Source organism: Microbispora sp. ATCC PTA-5024 (assembly GCF_000511135.2).
GTDB lineage: Bacteria > Actinomycetota > Actinomycetes > Streptosporangiales > Streptosporangiaceae > Microbispora > Microbispora corallina.
Map to the genome: position 1 here is coordinate 268,708 of NZ_KI866523.1, position 13,445 is coordinate 282,152.

General features: G+C 73.2%; 15 protein-coding genes and 1 pseudogene. 11 read left to right on the forward strand and 5 right to left on the reverse strand.

Going from position 1 to position 13,445, the window contains the following annotated elements; all coding sequences use genetic code 11:
* The 4 genes and pseudogenes from MPTA5024_RS13715 to MPTA5024_RS13730 all read left to right on the forward strand — a co-directional run.
* A pseudogene (locus MPTA5024_RS13715) lies at window positions 1-551 on the forward strand (hypothetical protein); the annotation flags it as partial.
* Between the two features lie 91 nt (window positions 552-642).
* Window positions 643-1,002 (forward strand): YciI family protein, encoded by a 360-nt coding sequence (locus MPTA5024_RS13720; protein ID WP_036324329.1) that lies wholly within the window; start codon window positions 643-645, stop codon window positions 1,000-1,002.
* Window positions 924-2,249 carry an RNA polymerase sigma factor gene (locus MPTA5024_RS13725; protein WP_269750576.1) on the forward strand — a complete coding sequence of 442 codons (1,326 nt, stop codon included), beginning with the start codon at window positions 924-926 and terminating at the stop codon, window positions 2,247-2,249. Before MPTA5024_RS13720 ends, MPTA5024_RS13725 begins: the two co-directional genes overlap by 79 nt.
* Window positions 2,250-2,367: 118 nt before the next feature.
* A complete protein-coding gene (locus MPTA5024_RS13730; RefSeq protein ID WP_036324330.1) occupies window positions 2,368-2,952 on the forward strand; it encodes a hydrolase in 585 nt (194 codons plus the stop codon).
* Window positions 2,953-2,968: 16 nt separating this feature from the next.
* Here MPTA5024_RS13730 and MPTA5024_RS13735 read toward each other — a convergent pair whose 3' ends face one another.
* Window positions 2,969-3,406: a TIGR03668 family PPOX class F420-dependent oxidoreductase gene (locus tag MPTA5024_RS13735; protein ID WP_036324331.1), complete on the reverse strand. Its 438-nt coding sequence runs from the start codon at window positions 3,404-3,406 to the stop codon at window positions 2,969-2,971.
* A gap of 26 nt (window positions 3,407-3,432) precedes the next feature.
* On the opposite strand from MPTA5024_RS13735, the gene MPTA5024_RS13740 reads away from it, so the two are divergent.
* Together MPTA5024_RS13740 and MPTA5024_RS13745 are read left to right on the forward strand one after the other, a co-directional pair.
* Window positions 3,433-3,801, forward strand: coding sequence for an MmcQ/YjbR family DNA-binding protein (locus MPTA5024_RS13740; protein WP_036324334.1), 369 nt, complete (start codon window positions 3,433-3,435; stop codon window positions 3,799-3,801).
* Between the two features lie 32 nt (window positions 3,802-3,833).
* Window positions 3,834-4,238 (forward strand): ClpX C4-type zinc finger protein, encoded by a 405-nt coding sequence (locus tag MPTA5024_RS13745; RefSeq protein WP_157099463.1) that lies wholly within the window; start codon window positions 3,834-3,836, stop codon window positions 4,236-4,238.
* Between the two features lie 107 nt (window positions 4,239-4,345).
* Here the strand turns inward: MPTA5024_RS13745 and kynU are convergent, their stop codons facing one another.
* Entirely contained in the window at window positions 4,346-5,578 is a 1,233-nt protein-coding gene (gene kynU, locus MPTA5024_RS13750; protein WP_036324336.1) for a kynureninase, read from the reverse strand.
* A gap of 407 nt (window positions 5,579-5,985) precedes the next feature.
* Here kynU and MPTA5024_RS13755 point away from each other — a divergent pair, with 407 nt between their 5' ends.
* Window positions 5,986-6,738: a GntR family transcriptional regulator gene (locus MPTA5024_RS13755; protein ID WP_084369692.1), complete on the forward strand. Its 753-nt coding sequence runs from the start codon at window positions 5,986-5,988 to the stop codon at window positions 6,736-6,738.
* A gap of 118 nt (window positions 6,739-6,856) precedes the next feature.
* Complete coding sequence (locus MPTA5024_RS42110; RefSeq protein ID WP_036324338.1) at window positions 6,857-7,075, forward strand: hypothetical protein; 219 nt, start codon at window positions 6,857-6,859, stop codon at window positions 7,073-7,075.
* Between the two features lie 101 nt (window positions 7,076-7,176).
* Here MPTA5024_RS42110 and MPTA5024_RS13765 read toward each other — a convergent pair whose 3' ends face one another.
* Window positions 7,177-8,388, reverse strand: a complete 1,212-nt coding sequence (locus tag MPTA5024_RS13765) for a hypothetical protein (RefSeq protein ID WP_198167145.1) — start codon at window positions 8,386-8,388, stop codon at window positions 7,177-7,179.
* 191 nt (window positions 8,389-8,579) lie between these two features.
* On the opposite strand from MPTA5024_RS13765, the gene MPTA5024_RS13770 reads away from it, so the two are divergent.
* Complete coding sequence (locus MPTA5024_RS13770) at window positions 8,580-9,107, forward strand: gamma carbonic anhydrase family protein (RefSeq protein WP_036324342.1); 528 nt, start codon at window positions 8,580-8,582, stop codon at window positions 9,105-9,107.
* Here MPTA5024_RS13770 and MPTA5024_RS13775 read toward each other — a convergent pair.
* Together MPTA5024_RS13775 and MPTA5024_RS13780 are read right to left on the reverse strand one after the other, a co-directional pair.
* Window positions 9,016-10,044 (reverse strand): endonuclease/exonuclease/phosphatase family protein, encoded by a 1,029-nt coding sequence (locus MPTA5024_RS13775; RefSeq protein ID WP_084369693.1) that lies wholly within the window; start codon window positions 10,042-10,044, stop codon window positions 9,016-9,018. The two genes, MPTA5024_RS13770 and MPTA5024_RS13775, sit on opposite strands and share 92 nt — an antisense overlap.
* A 108-nt stretch (window positions 10,045-10,152) precedes the next feature.
* On the reverse strand, window positions 10,153-11,397 hold the full coding sequence (locus MPTA5024_RS13780; protein ID WP_198167146.1) for a mannosyltransferase family protein: 1,245 nt from the start codon (window positions 11,395-11,397) through the stop codon (window positions 10,153-10,155).
* 195 nt (window positions 11,398-11,592) lie between these two features.
* Between MPTA5024_RS13780 and MPTA5024_RS13785 the strand changes: the two genes are divergently transcribed.
* Both MPTA5024_RS13785 and MPTA5024_RS42115 read left to right on the forward strand, forming a co-directional pair.
* On the forward strand, window positions 11,593-13,050 hold the full coding sequence (locus MPTA5024_RS13785; protein WP_084369694.1) for a hypothetical protein: 1,458 nt from the start codon (window positions 11,593-11,595) through the stop codon (window positions 13,048-13,050).
* A 174-nt stretch (window positions 13,051-13,224) separates the two neighbouring features.
* Window positions 13,225-13,386, forward strand: coding sequence for a hypothetical protein (locus MPTA5024_RS42115; RefSeq protein WP_169806330.1), 162 nt, complete (start codon window positions 13,225-13,227; stop codon window positions 13,384-13,386).
* Window positions 13,387-13,445: the final 59 nt, after the last annotated feature.

Below are 13,445 nucleotides of genomic sequence, written 5' to 3' on the forward strand. Positions count from 1 at the left end.
GTCTGGGGGTCGCGGCGGGCTCCGGGGTGTGCCTGGCCGCCTCCTACGTGTTCACCGTCGGCTACGCCGCGCCCCGCTTCCTCATGCCGGCCTACGCCCTGCTGGCGCTGCCGGCCGCCGAGGGCCTGGCCCGGCTCGCCCGCCCCCGCCTCGTACGGCCGCTGGTGGCCGCCGCCCTCACCGCGTACTTCGTCCTCCAGGCGGGGACGCTGGCCTCCTGGGTCGAGTACCAGCGGGCCAACCGCGACCGCGACCTGGCGACGGCCGCCGGGCTGCGCACGCTCGGCCTGCGGGCGCCGTGCCTCGTCTACGGGCACCACGCCGTCCAGGTCGGCTACCTCGACCGGTGCTCGTCCGTCGGGGTCTTCTCCCGGTACGGCGGGGCGAGGCCTCCCGCGAGCATCAGGACCGCCCTCTCCCGGCACGCCTGGGTGTCCGTGATCACCTATCACCGCCGTCCCCCGGCCGCCTACCTCGCCTCGTGGACGCGGGTGCCGCTCCGGGTGAGCGCGGTCACCACCTGGTACGCGTACCTCCCGCCGGAACAATGAGTCCCGCCCTGTCGATCCGGCGGCCCTCCGTTCGACTAGGAGCGAGACACCGGCGAGGGCCGCCGGCGCGACCACGAGAAGGTGGTGGAGGATGCGATACATGTTCCTGCTCTACGGGCCGGACCGCCCGCTGCCGGAGCCGGGCACGCGGGAGCACCTGGAGATGTACGGCGCCTACCACGCGGCCACGTCCGCGATGGCGGAGGCGGGCGTGCTGGTCGACTGCGCGCCGCTGCGGCCGGTGACCTCGGCCACCACGGTCCGCGTGCGCGACGGGGAGACCCTGCTGACGGACGGCCCGGCGGCCGAGATCAAGGAGCAGCTCGGCGGCTACACGATCGTGGAGTGCGCCGGCCTCGACGAGGCCCTGAAGTGGGCCGCCACGATGCCCGCCGCCCTGGAGGGGTCGGTGGAGGTGCGGCCGATCGTCGATGTGGAGGCACCGAGCTGAACGGCGAGCTGGGCGAGGTCTTCCGCGCGCACTGGTGGCCCGCGGTGGCGACCGTCACCCGACTCGTCGGCGATCTCCAGGTGGCCGAGGACGCCGTGCAGGACGCCTGCCTGACCGCGCTCGCGCGGTGGCCATCGGGCGGCGTCCCGGCCAACCCGCGCGCCTGGCTGGTGGGCGTGGCCCGGCACAAGGCCCTCGACCGGATCCGGCGTGAGAGCGGGCGGCCGGAGAAGGAGGCGGCCGCGGCGCGGGAGCTGCGCGGGCGGGAGCCGGAGGCGGAGTGGCGCGCCATGCCGGACGACGAGCTCGGGCTCGTCTTCCTGTGCTGCCACCCCGCCCTCGACCCCTCCGTCCGGGTGCCGCTGACCCTGCGCTCGGTGTGCGGGCTGACCACGGCGGAGATCGCCGCCGCCTTCCTCGTCCCGGAGCCCACGATGGCCCAGCGGCTCGTCCGGGCGAAGCGGAAGATCCGCGACGCGGCCATCCTGTTCCGGGTCCCCGCGTCGGAGGAGCTCCCCGCCCGCCTCGACGCCGTGCTGCGCGTCGTCTACCTGGTCTTCACCGAGGGCCACCGCGCGACGAGCGGGCACGCGCTGGTGCGGGGGGAGCTGTGCGAGTCGGCCGTCCGGCTGGCCCGCGCGCTCGCGCGGCTGCTGCCGGACGAGCCCGAGGTGCTCGGCCTGCTCGCCCTGCTCCTGCTGACCGACGCCCGGCGGGCGGCCCGCGCCGACGCCCGGGGCGAACTGGTGCTCCTCGAGGACCAGGACCGGAGCCTGTGGAACCAGGCCATGATCGCGGAGGGCGAGGCCCTGGTCGAGCGGGCCCTGCGCATGGGCCGCCCCGGGCCGTACCAGCTGCACGCCGCCATCGCCGCCTGTCACTCGGGCGCGACCTCGGCGGAGGCGACCGACTGGCGGGAGATCGCCCTCCTGTACGGCGAGCTGCTCCGGCACGAGCCGACCCCGGTGGTCGAGGCGAACCGGGCGGTGGCGGTCGCGATGGCCGAGGGCCCGGCCGCCGGGCTGGCCCTGCTGGACGCGGTGGCCGCCCACCCGCGGATCAGCCGGTGGCCGCAGGTGCACATCGCGCGGGCGGAGCTGCTGCGCCGCCTCGGCAGGACCGCCGACGCGCTGCCGGCCTACCGCGAGGCCCTGCGGCTCGACCCGCCGCCCGTCGAGCGGGCCTTCGTGACCCGCCGCATCGCCGAGCTGACCTCGGACCGATCCACCGAGTCACCCGGCACGTAGTTCTACAGGTTCAGCTGTGCAGTTTGAGTTGCACAGTTCAGACTGTCGACTTAGGGTGACAGGGCCGGTGAAAGGCGACGCCCCGAGCCGACACCACCCACACCCGAGAGGACATCCCATGCCCGTCACGACCCTGGATCCGACGACCGCGCTGGTCGTCGTCGACCTGCAGAACGGCGTCATGGCCATCCCCGGCGCACCCCACACCACCGCGGAGGTGCTCGCCCGCACCGTCGAGCTGGCCGAGGCGTTCCGCGCCCACGGCCTGCCGGTCGTGCTCGTGCGCGTCACCGGCGCGCCGGACGGCTCCGACGCGACGCCCGGCCGCACCGACCGCGGCCGTCCCCAGCGGATCTCGGCCACCGGCTGGGACGAGATCGTCGAGGACCTCGCCGGTCACGCCGGCGACATCCTGGTCACCAAGCGCAACTGGTCCGCGTTCTACGGCACCGACCTCGACCTGCACCTGCGCCGCCGGGGCGTGACGCAGATCGTGCTGACGGGCGTCGCCACCAGCATCGGCGTGGAGTCGACGGCGCGCGCCGCGCACGAGCACGGCTACCACGTCACGATCGCCACCGACGCGGTGACCGACGCCGACGCCGAGGCCCACCGCAACAGCCTGGAGAAGATCTTCCCGCGGCTGGCCGAGACCGGCACCGCCGGCGAGATCCTCCGGCTGCTCGGCACGACGCACGGCTGACCGGAGCGGCGCGTCCTCAGCCCGGGTCGCCGTACGACCAGCCGGACCAGCGGGTGACCCGGACGAGGACGGCGGGCCCCGCCGGGGGGCGGTCGCGGTACTGGGGGTACTTCTCCACCAGTCCCGCGACGGCCCGCTCCCGCTCCGCACCCGTGCCCGCGATCCGCGCCAGCCCGTCGGCGCGGGCCCACCAGAGCCGCTCCCAGTCGTCCTCGTAATGGTCGGCCAGCAGGCAGACGGCGGGGTTGTCCGCGATGTCGCGAAGGCGCCGCAGGTCGGCCGACGACTTCGGCTTGTGGTCCACGGCGGTCGCCACCGTCCCCGCGTCCCCGTCGTCCAGCAGCGCGAACGTCACCGGGACCAGGCGCGGCACGCCCTCGTGGCCGGCGGTCGCGAGCCTGGCCACCCGGGCCGCGGCGAACAGGCCGCGGGCGCGCTCGGGCGGCAACCTCACCGGCCCAGCCTATGCACAATGAGGGGATGAGCGACTGGCGGGACACCCGCACGCGGCTGCGCGCGTTCGCCCTCGGCCTCCCCGAGGCCTACGAGGACTTCCCCTGGGGCGACACGGTCATCAAGGTCAACAAGAAGGTGTTCGTGTTCCTCGGAGTGGAGGAGCCCACCGAGAAGTGGTCGCCGTCGTTCGGCGTCAAGCTGCGCGACTCCCACGGCCACGCGCTGAGCGTCCCCGGCGCGGTCCCGAGCGGGTACGGCCTGGGCAGGGCCGGCTGGGTGACGGTCCCCTTCGCCGGCGATTTGCCCGAGCAGGACGTGCTGCACGACTGGGTGGAGGAGAGCTACCGCCTGGTCGCCCCCAAGCGGCTGTCCGCGCGGATCGAGCGCGCTTGATCACTTCCAGGGGACAACTTATGGTGTCCGCCATGGAGCCATCGGACTTACTGGACCGTGCCCGCGCCCACGCCAAGGACCCCGCCGACCCCCTGGAGACCCTGACCGCGGCGATCGCCCTCGGCGCCGAGCTGGGCTCCGGCGCGGACGCCCTGCTCGACCTCGCCGTACGGCAGGCGAGGGACGCCGGGGTGTCCTGGACGGCCATCGGGGAGCGGTTCGGGTTCTCCCGCCGGTCTCCCCGGAGACGCTTCACTCCCGCCTTCGCCCACCGCCACCTGGCGAACCGCCGCCGCAGGCTCGACGCGTCCTGCTCGTTCTGCCGCCGGCCGCCGGGCCCCCGCGTGCGGATGGTGCACGGCGAGGCCGGCCGCATCTGCGAGAAGTGCGTCGCCCTCGCCACCGACATCGTCGCCGGCCTGGCCCGCCGTACCTGAGCAGCCGCAGAGCCACCGCCGCGTCCTCAGCCCGCACTGCCACCGGCCGCCGCCGCCCGCGCGACCGCCGTCCCGCCGGCCGCGGCCCCCCGCGGCCGGCGACGCCGTCAGGTGACGGTCAGCCGCCGGGCGTACCGCTCGTCGCGCCACAGATCCTCGCGGAGGACCTCGGCGAGGGTCGTGGCCGCGTCGTACGCGTCCACGTACCGCAGGTAGAGCGGGGCGAAGCCGAACCGCATGACGTCCGGCTCGCGGAAGTCGCCCACCACGCCGCGGTCGGCGAGCGCGCGGACGACCGGGTAGCCGTCCGGGTGGCGGTAGCTGACCTGGCTGCCGCGCCGCTCAGGGTCGCGGGGCGTCGCGAGGACCAGATCGGTTCCCGCGTCGTCCACCAGCTCGATGAACAGCGAGGTCATGGCCTGGCTCTTGGCCCGCGCCTCGCGCAGGTCCACCCGCTCCCAGATGTCCAGCGACGCGTTGAGCGCGGCGTACGACAACACGGGCGGGCTCCCGGTGGCGAAGCGCCGCACGCCGGGCGCCGGGCGGTAGTCCGGCTCGAACGCGAACGGCGCGGCGTGGCCGTGCCACCCGGAGATCACGTTGCGGACGGCCTCCTGGTGCCGTGGGGCGACGTAGATGTAGGCGGGCGCCCCCGGGCCGCCGTTCAGGTACTTGTAGGTGCAGCCGACCGCGAGGTCCGCCTCCCCCACCTCGACGGGCACGGCGCCCGCGCTGTGGCACAGGTCCCAGATCATGATCGCGCCGGCCTCGTGGACCTGACGGGTCACGGCCGCCATGTCCCTCAGGGCGCCCGTGCGGTAGTCGACCTGCGAGAGCAGCACGAGCGCGACGTCGTCTCCGAGCGCGTCCTCCAGCGCGGCGTCCGAGCCGATGTCGCGGATCTCGTACGACCCGAGCGCCGCGACCGCCCCCTGGACGACATACCTGTCGGTGGGGAAGTTGTCGAGGTCGGAGACGACCACCCGGCGGCCCGGGCGGAGCGGCAGGGCGCCCGTCACCGCCTTGAAGATGTTGACCGAGGTCGAGTCGCCCGCGAGCACCTGGCCGGGTCCGGCGCCGATCAGCGGCGCGATCCGGTCGCCCGTGCTCTCCGGCAGGTCCCACCAGCCGGCGGTGTTCCAGCTCGCCCCCATGTGGACGCCCCACTCGGTCTCGACCGTGCGGGCCACCCGCTCCGGTGTGCGGCGGGGCAGCGCGCCGAGCGAGTTCCCCAGCAGGTAGACGATTCCGGGCGGCAGCGCGAACTCGTCCCGCACGTCCCTGAGGGGGTCCCGGGCGTCGAGGGCCTGGCATTCGGCTCGGGTGATGGCCACGGTCAGTTCCTCCGGTCACCGCGCTTGGTCGTATCTATCGTCATATAGGACCGTATGCGGGTCGAAGGGGGCTCGCGGACGTTCACTTCCACGATCCGGACACTCGGACCCTTACCGCCCGGATAGTTCCCTGCACCCCGGCCAGGCACCTGACTGTGGCCGCCGACGCCGGTCGCCGCGAATCGGCCGGGACAGTCATCGCAGCGCTGATAACACAGCGTTGGCGGACGGCCGAATACCGGCCGGGACCGTTCCACGATTACGGGTGGCTATAACTCGCAGGGATCACCACACCGGCACGATCCGCTCAAAATAAGCACGGGACCAACCTGCGACTCTGTGCGATCGTGGACAAGACGGGGCAAGTTCTCTGTAGACGCCAATCCCCCGTTGGTGACAGAGGGTGATCAAACGTGACGGAGTCCCCGGTGCATCACGAGTCCCCGATCTACCGCCGCATCGCCGACCGGCTGCGCGAGCAGATCATGTCAGGGACCCTCGGTGATGGGGATCGCTTACCGGGCGAGAACGCGCTGATGGCCGAGTACGGCATCGCGAGGGCGACGGCGAGGCAGGCCCTCGCGGTGCTGATCAACGAGGGCCTGGCCGTGCCGCGACGAGGGTCCGGGGTGTACGTCCGCCTGTTCCGGCCCATCCGCAGGCACGGGTCCCGGCGGCTGTCCCGGCAGCAGTGGGGACAGGGGACGGCCATCTGGGACTCCGACGCCCGGGGCCGGGCGTACACGGTGGACGAGATCCAGATCCAGCGCGAGGCGGCCGGCGAGCAGGCGGCGCAGGTGCTGGGCGCGCAGGAGGTGTGGGTGCGCCGCCGCCGCTACTCGGTGGACGGGCGGCCGGTGCAGCTCGCCGTCTCGCACTTCCCGGCCGACCTGGTGGAGGGCACCGCGATCACCCTTCCCGACACCGGTCCCGGCGGCGTGTACGCGCGGCTGGGCGACCTCGGCCACACGCCCGTGCACTTCACCGAGGAGGTGCGGGCGCGGATGCCGCTCCCCGGCGAGGCCGAACTGCTCGGCCTGCCCGCCGGCAACCCGGTGATCGTCATCAGCCGCGTCGCGTACGCCGTGGGGGGCGTCCCGGTGGAGCTGAACGAGATGACGCTCGACGCCGCGTCCTATGTACTCCAGTACGACTTCGAGGCGTAGGTCAAGCGGGTAGGTTGACCTGACCGCCACGATCATTGATTTCTCTAGAGATGTCCCTCACCTTGTGGGTGAGACGTCAAGAACACCCGGGCACGCACGGCGAGGGAAGGTGGACGGAGTGTCCTTTGACCGACACCTTGCTGAGATCGCCCGGGAGTTCCCGGACTGGACCATTTGGCGGAGTGACGCAGGCCGCTGGTGGGCGACGCGGCACCATCCGTTGACGTCCGCGCAGCGGGCGGCCGGGTGCGCGATGACCGTCGACGCCGACGACCCCGAGGGGCTGCGGGGGCAGCTGCGCGACCAACAGGAACGTGCCACTGCCGTCGATCCGTGAGCGCGGAAGCCCCCGACCCTATCGGGGGCGGGGGCTTCCGCTTCCAGTCCGGGCGCGCCTTCTCCGGGCGCGCCTTCTCCGGGCGCTTCAGGGCCGCGCGATCACTTGCTGTTCAGGGGCTCCTGCCGGCCCGGCCCGCGCCGCACCCGGCCGAGGTCGACGTCGGTGTCCTCGGCAGGCTCGAACGGACCGCGCGCCGGCCGGTCGCCCCCGATGATCCGCACGCCCTCGTCCCCAGGGAAGTCGCCGGGGACGTCGTCCGCGGACTCGGCAGGAACGCCGCCGCCGAGAGCACCGGGAAGGCCGTCCTCGATGTCGCCGGGCTGCTCGGCGTCCCCGGTTGCGTCGCGCTCTGAGTGCTCGGGGTGCCCGGAAATCCCGGAGTGCTCCGAGGGCTCAGGGGTCTCGGCCCGGTCCTCCCGGGACGCCTCGGCGGGGGCCGCCTGCTCGCCGTGCCCGTCCTGCCCGGCCGGCGCCTGCGGCCGTACGGCGGGGGTCTCCTGGACGGGCTCCTGCTGGGCCGCGGGCGGGAACTGCGGCGCCGGCGGCAGCACGGCGGCCTCGTCGATGAGCGGCCCGGCGGCCGCCTCCCGGTTCAGCAGGTCGCCCAGCACGGAGCCGATCTCGCCCAGCCGGCGCATGACCTCCGCGTGGGTGTCGGTCAGGTAGGCGACGCGGCGGCCGGTGTGCTCGTCGAGCGCGTTCACCCGCTGCTGGGCCGCCGACATGATGGACTCGGCGTGGCTGCGGGCCTCGGTGACCAGGCGCTCCGACTCCTGCTGGGCCTCGGTGAGCCGACGCTCCGCCTCGGCGCGCGCGGCGCGCAGCGTCTCCTCGGCCTCCGCGCGCGCCGACCCCAGCGTCTCCTCGGCTTCGGAGCCCGCCTGGGACAGCAGCCGCTCGGCCGAGGCGGTGGCGTCGGCGACCCGGCGCTCGGCCTCCTCCTGCGCGGCCGTCCTGATCGCGTCGGCCTGCTCGCGGGCCGACATCACGAGCCGCTCCGCCTCGGCGGACGCGTTCTCCCGCAGCCGGGTCGCCTCGGTCTCGGACGCCTCCTTGTTGGCCGCCGCCTCCTCGTGGGCCAGCTTGAGGATCTGGCTCAGCCGCTCGCCCAGCTCGTCCGGGTTCTGCGGCGACTCGGCCATCTTGCGCCGCGCCTCGGCCAGCTCGATGCGGCTCTGCTCCGCCTGGTCGATCGTGCGCGCGAGCCGTTCCTCCAGGTCTCGGATCTGGTTACGAGTCCTGATCATGTAGTCGTGCACCTGCCGGCGGCTGTAGCCGCGCATCACGACTTCGAAGGAGTCGTCACTCATGAGGTCGGGGAAGTTATCGGTCTGGTTCGTCATGGAAAGCCCTGGGGGTCGGAGATCAACGACGGTAACGCACGTCAGGACACGACTTTCCTGCTATCCGGTGGACATCGCAACCCGAACGCCCTGGCTCCCATGGAAAATGCAGGACACCGGCACCGCTCCCCGAAAGGCCCGCGTGGGATCATGACGACATGTCGTACATAGCTGCCCTGGACGGCGACGCCGTGCCCGACATCCACCCCGAGGCCTGGGTGGCGCCCGGCGCGGTCGTCGTCGGACGGGTCCGGCTCGGCAGCGGCGCCAACGTCTGGTACGGCTCCGTGCTGCGCGGCGACGACGAGCGGATCGAGGTCGGCGCCGACTGCAACATCCAGGACCTGTGCTGCCTGCACGCCGACCCCGGGGAGCCGGCCGTCCTGGAGGACCGGGTGAGCCTGGGGCACCGGGCCGTGGTCCACGGCGCCCGCGTGGAGACCGGGGCGCTCGTCGGCATCGGCGCGATCGTGCTGGGCGGCGCGGTGATCGGATCAGGGACGCTGGTGGCCGCCGGCGCGGTCGTGCCGCCGGGAGCGACGATCCCGGCCGGGGTGCTGGTCGCGGGCGTTCCCGGCCGGATCGTCCGTGAGCTCACCGACGCCGACCGGGCCTCCTTCGCCGCGACTCCTGAGCGATATCGCGCCAAGGCCCGTCGCCACTCGGGGGCGTCCGCGGCGTCGTGACCGCGGCGAAGGTGCCGGTCAGCGCCCGGTGGTCGGACAGCTCGGGACGGGTGTCGATCACCGCGGCCCGCAGCGGGCGGTAGTCCGCCTCGGTGCCGAAGATGTAGTCGATCTTCCGGCCTCCCCGTGTGGTGGCCTCCCCTCCCCGGACCGGGACGCCGCAGGAGGCCGCGTCCACCTCGGCGTACGGACCGTCGCCGACCCCCATGCCGTACAGGGAGCTGAGCTGCGGGTCCTTCGGCATCCGGTTGAAGTCGCCGGTGAGGATGACCGGATCGCCCCCGGCGTACGAGGTGACGAGCCGCAGCACCTGCCTCGGGGTCTCCGTGTCGGACAGGTGGGTGACGCAGCTCACCGCGCGGCCGGGGCCGACCGGGCCGCGGGCGCACAGCAGGCCGCGCGGGTGGACGACCTCGCCCGCCCGGGGCGCGTGGTCCACGCGCAGGCGGCGGCGCAGCGGCGGCCCCTCGGTCCCGTCCCTCAGCGCGAGGGCGACGCCGAACGTCAGGCCGTCGGGCGGCGTCGTCTCGTCGGTCAGGTCACCCCACAGCCGGCGGCAGCCGTCCGAACGCCCGGGGCCGCACCCCCGGGCGTAGCCGTACCAGACGATCCGGTAGCCGGGCAGCGCCCGCTTCAGGAGGCTCACCTGGGCGTAGCACATCTCCGTGAACGAGGCCACGTCCACCTTCCTGCTTCTGATCAGGTCGGCGACCTGCCGCGCCCAGGTCTTCCTCCGCGCGTACGTCAGGTCGGCCACGCAGGTGCCGGCCTTGTTGCCCGACGCGCAGACGTTGTAGGTCAGCACGTTCACCATGCCGTTCACGAAGGCGGCCCCCTGGGCCGCCGCGGCGGGATGCGCCCGGCCGATCACCAGAGCGGCCAGGACCACCCCCCAGACCACCAGTCCTGTCGCGTCGCCGCGACGTCCCCCTGCCATTCGCACGCGCCACTACCTCCCGTCAGCCGGGAGCCCCAACGGGCGTCCGTGATCAGGAGGGCCTGACGACAAATCCCCCCATAGAGGGAGAAGGTATCCAGATGCGGATCAACCCACCCACGCACCAGTGGTGAAATTTCCTACATTGATTGCCATGACCGGCGCCGCGACGGCCAGGTAGGCCATGAAGACCCAGGGCCTCCGAACGGCCGTGACGCCGACCGACAGGTACAGCGGCCACCACAGCAGCGACGCCCTGCCGACCGACATGTAGAACGACGACATGGCGAGCAGCGCCACGGCCTGCGGCGCGAGATAGGCGAAGTCGGCCCAGCGGCGCCGGACGACCTGCCAGACGATGAGCGCCACGAGCACGCCCGCCGCGATCATCTCCTCGCGGTACGACGTCTGCAGGACGGGCTCGTTCAGCGACCGGTCCCATGTGTTGAGGAAGACGGTCCACGGCTTCTCGGGGAACCGGCCCCAGTAATCCGCCTCCGCCTGCTTCCACGCCATCGGCATGCCGGTCCGGTGCCAGAGGTAGAGCATGTACGCGAGGACGGGCAGGCCGGGGACGAGCAGCCACGGCGCCTTGCGCCATCCTGTGGACCGCAGCCCGTTGTCCGACACGAGGAAGGCCACGGCGAGCCCGGCGGCCAGGAACAGCCCGGAGATCCGCACCGACGACGCGAACGCGGCGCAGACGGCGGCCGCCTCCCAGCGCCCCCTGCGCGCGAGCAGCCACGCCGGGACGGCCAGCGCGAGGAACGGCGCCTCCGAGTAGCCGGCCAGCATGAACACCGCGAACGGGCTGAGGAAGAACGCCAGCACCGTCCACGTGCCGCTGCCCTCGCGGTAGGACTCGCCGAGCCGCGACAGCGCCACCGCGACGACCGCGCTCCCGACCAGCGTCACCAGCACGATGGCCAGGCTCCAGTCGGACACCACGACGTGGAGGACGCGCAGGAACAGCGGCAGCCCGGGGAAGAACGCGGTCAGCTTCGGCGCGTCCGGCATGCCCGGCGAGCCGTCGTAGCCGTACTGGGCGATGGTGATGAAGTTGTCGCTGTCCCACGGCGTCAGGCGGTCGAGCATCGGCGCGTCGGTGCGCCCCGGCGCGGCCAGCACCATGTAGATGTACGTCGCGACGTGCCAGAAGAACCAGATCAGCAGGGCCATGCTGTCGGCGGGGCGCAGGTGCCACCAGCGTGGCGCGTCCGCCTCCTGCCCCGGCGCCCCCGAGGCCTGCGCCGCCTCCTGCGCCGACGTCTGCGCCGCCTCCGCGGCCGCGGCGTCGCCGGTCGTCTCCTCCGCGGTGGTCCCGCCGCTCGCGGCCTGCTGGGTCTCGGTCACGAGCACCTATGGAATACGTCCTGAGAGGCCATGCCAAGAGGCAAATATGGGGGTTCGCGGGCCGTCCAGGGAAATCTCGCCGTTTCTCCAGGTCAGCCGCCCCAAATCGGACGTTTCCACCGGGTGAAACTTTCACGACGGTCCGTGGGTCCGGCCCTCCCGTCTCCTGTCGGACGGCCGAACTACCATTGCCGGGTGCACCGGGAACTGCACTGGGACGGGTTCACGGCGATGGAGCGCGACGTCCGCGCCCTGGTCGCCGATCCGCGCTGGACGCTGCTCCCGCCCCTCGGCCGCGCCCAGGCCATCGCCCAGCGGGCCCTGGTCACCCCCGACGGCTCCCGCTGGCTGTTCGGGGCCCTCGGCCGCTGGTACCGCCTCGACCGGGTGGACGGGCGATGGCACCTGTCCCCGCCCCCGCTGCACCCCGCCGTACGGGCCGCCGCCCGGCCGCAGCCGCCGGGCGTCGTCGTCCCGCACCTGCTCGTGCCCGGCGGCCCCGACTTCGCGTACGACCGGGGGTCGACCCAGGGCTTCGTCGGGCCCGACGTGCCGCGAGAGATCACCGAGCGCGTGCGGGCGCTGCTGCTGGCCCACCGCGGTCTGCCGCGTGAGGCGTTCCCCCTGCCCGAGGGGCCGTTCCGGGAGGTCTTCGCCGACGACGTGACGGGGGCCGTGGCTGCCGTCTGGGGGACGATCATGTGGGCCGCCTACGCGCCGGCCTTCGACGGCAACGAGGTGCTGCTGTCGATGTTCGGCGAGTTCCTGGCCCGTCCGCTGCCGGGCGACGACTGGGTGCGCTGGCTGCCGGCCGGGTCGCTCGCCGCGCTCGTCGACCTGTACGCCGAGCGCGTGCGCGCCGGCGCCCAGGAGGCCGGGCTGCGCCTGGCCGGGCTGATGGCCGAGACGGCGACCGTGCTGCGCGCCGACGCCCGATTCCGGCCCCGGGCCGACGCGCTGCTCGCGATGGCCGAGCCGCTGCTCGCCCGGCCCTGGCTCGACCACCACGCCCTGCCCGGCGGAGCCGTACGGGAGGCCTGGCTGGCCCGCTGCCCGCCGCACCTGGCCGCCGCCGCGCTGCCGGAGACCGCGCCGGGCGAGCACTTCCGGCACAGCTTCTACGACCTGGCCGAGGCGCTCGCCTACACGGCCTCCCGGGGCATGGACCCCCGTTCGGTGGCGGCGTCGCTGCTGGCCGCCGACGTCGCCGGCGTCTGCGGCGCGTACGAGCCCTCCTGGGCCGCGCCCGGCGCCTCGGGGACGGCGGAGGTGGTGACCGCGCTCTACCCCTGGATCGACGACGAGCTCCGGCAGGCGCTCTACGTCACGCTCGCCGACCCGTCCCACCCCCTGCGCGGCTGCTGGCCGCGGGGCGGCGTGCTCCCGCCGGCGCTCGTCCCGCCCGACCGGGGGACGGCCGCCGCCGTCCTCGGTTCGGCGTACGCCACGGGGCTGGCCTGGTGCCGGCTGACCGGGATCGCGGCTCCCCCGGCCGGCTTCGCCGTCTGCTCGGCGCTCGTGCAGTGCCTGATCCACCAGCGCGACGACCCGCGCCCGGAGGCCGCCCCGAACGGCCACCCGCGGGACCCTGAGGAATCCGGATGGCTGTTCGAAACTAGAAATACGGATATTTCATCCTTACCTCCGCTTTAGCAATCCCTTCCCTTCATCACCGTCCTTTTCACCGAATCGTGATCTCCCTATCGGGGAAATGGTCAGGGAGGGACGAGGGACGCCCGCCGGAATGGTCCCGATGGGCCATGTCGCGCAAAGGTACCCGGACGTAACCTCGTGGTGGGTGTGGGCTGCGGAAGGAAGGACGACGCGGTGGGGCACGACGACCTGGACTCTCGGGTCCACGACCGTGTCGCGTTGGACGAGATCGCGCTCTACGCAGAGGTGCTGGAGGCCGTCAACTTCACAGATGACCGACTGACCTTGGAAGAGCTCGACAACGCGCTCGGATTGCGGACTTCGGCGAGTCGCTGAAGGCTCTGAGAGCACGAACGATCCCGGACTCCCGTTGGGGGTCCGGGATGGTTTTTTCG

Coding starts and splice junctions, on each gene's coding strand:
- MPTA5024_RS13720 (WP_036324329.1), top strand. CDS start 643: ATGCGATACATGTTCCTGCTCTACGGGCCGGACCGCCCGCTGCCGGAG.
- MPTA5024_RS13730 (WP_036324330.1), top strand. CDS start 2,368: ATGCCCGTCACGACCCTGGATCCGACGACCGCGCTGGTCGTCGTCGAC.
- MPTA5024_RS13740 (WP_036324334.1), top strand. CDS start 3,433: ATGAGCGACTGGCGGGACACCCGCACGCGGCTGCGCGCGTTCGCCCTC.
- MPTA5024_RS13745 (WP_157099463.1), top strand. CDS start 3,834: ATGGAGCCATCGGACTTACTGGACCGTGCCCGCGCCCACGCCAAGGAC.
- MPTA5024_RS13765 (WP_198167145.1), bottom strand. CDS start 8,388: ATGAGTGACGACTCCTTCGAAGTCGTGATGCGCGGCTACAGCCGCCGG.
- MPTA5024_RS13770 (WP_036324342.1), top strand. CDS start 8,580: ATGTCGTACATAGCTGCCCTGGACGGCGACGCCGTGCCCGACATCCAC.
- MPTA5024_RS13775 (WP_084369693.1), bottom strand. CDS start 10,044: ATGGCAGGGGGACGTCGCGGCGACGCGACAGGACTGGTGGTCTGGGGG.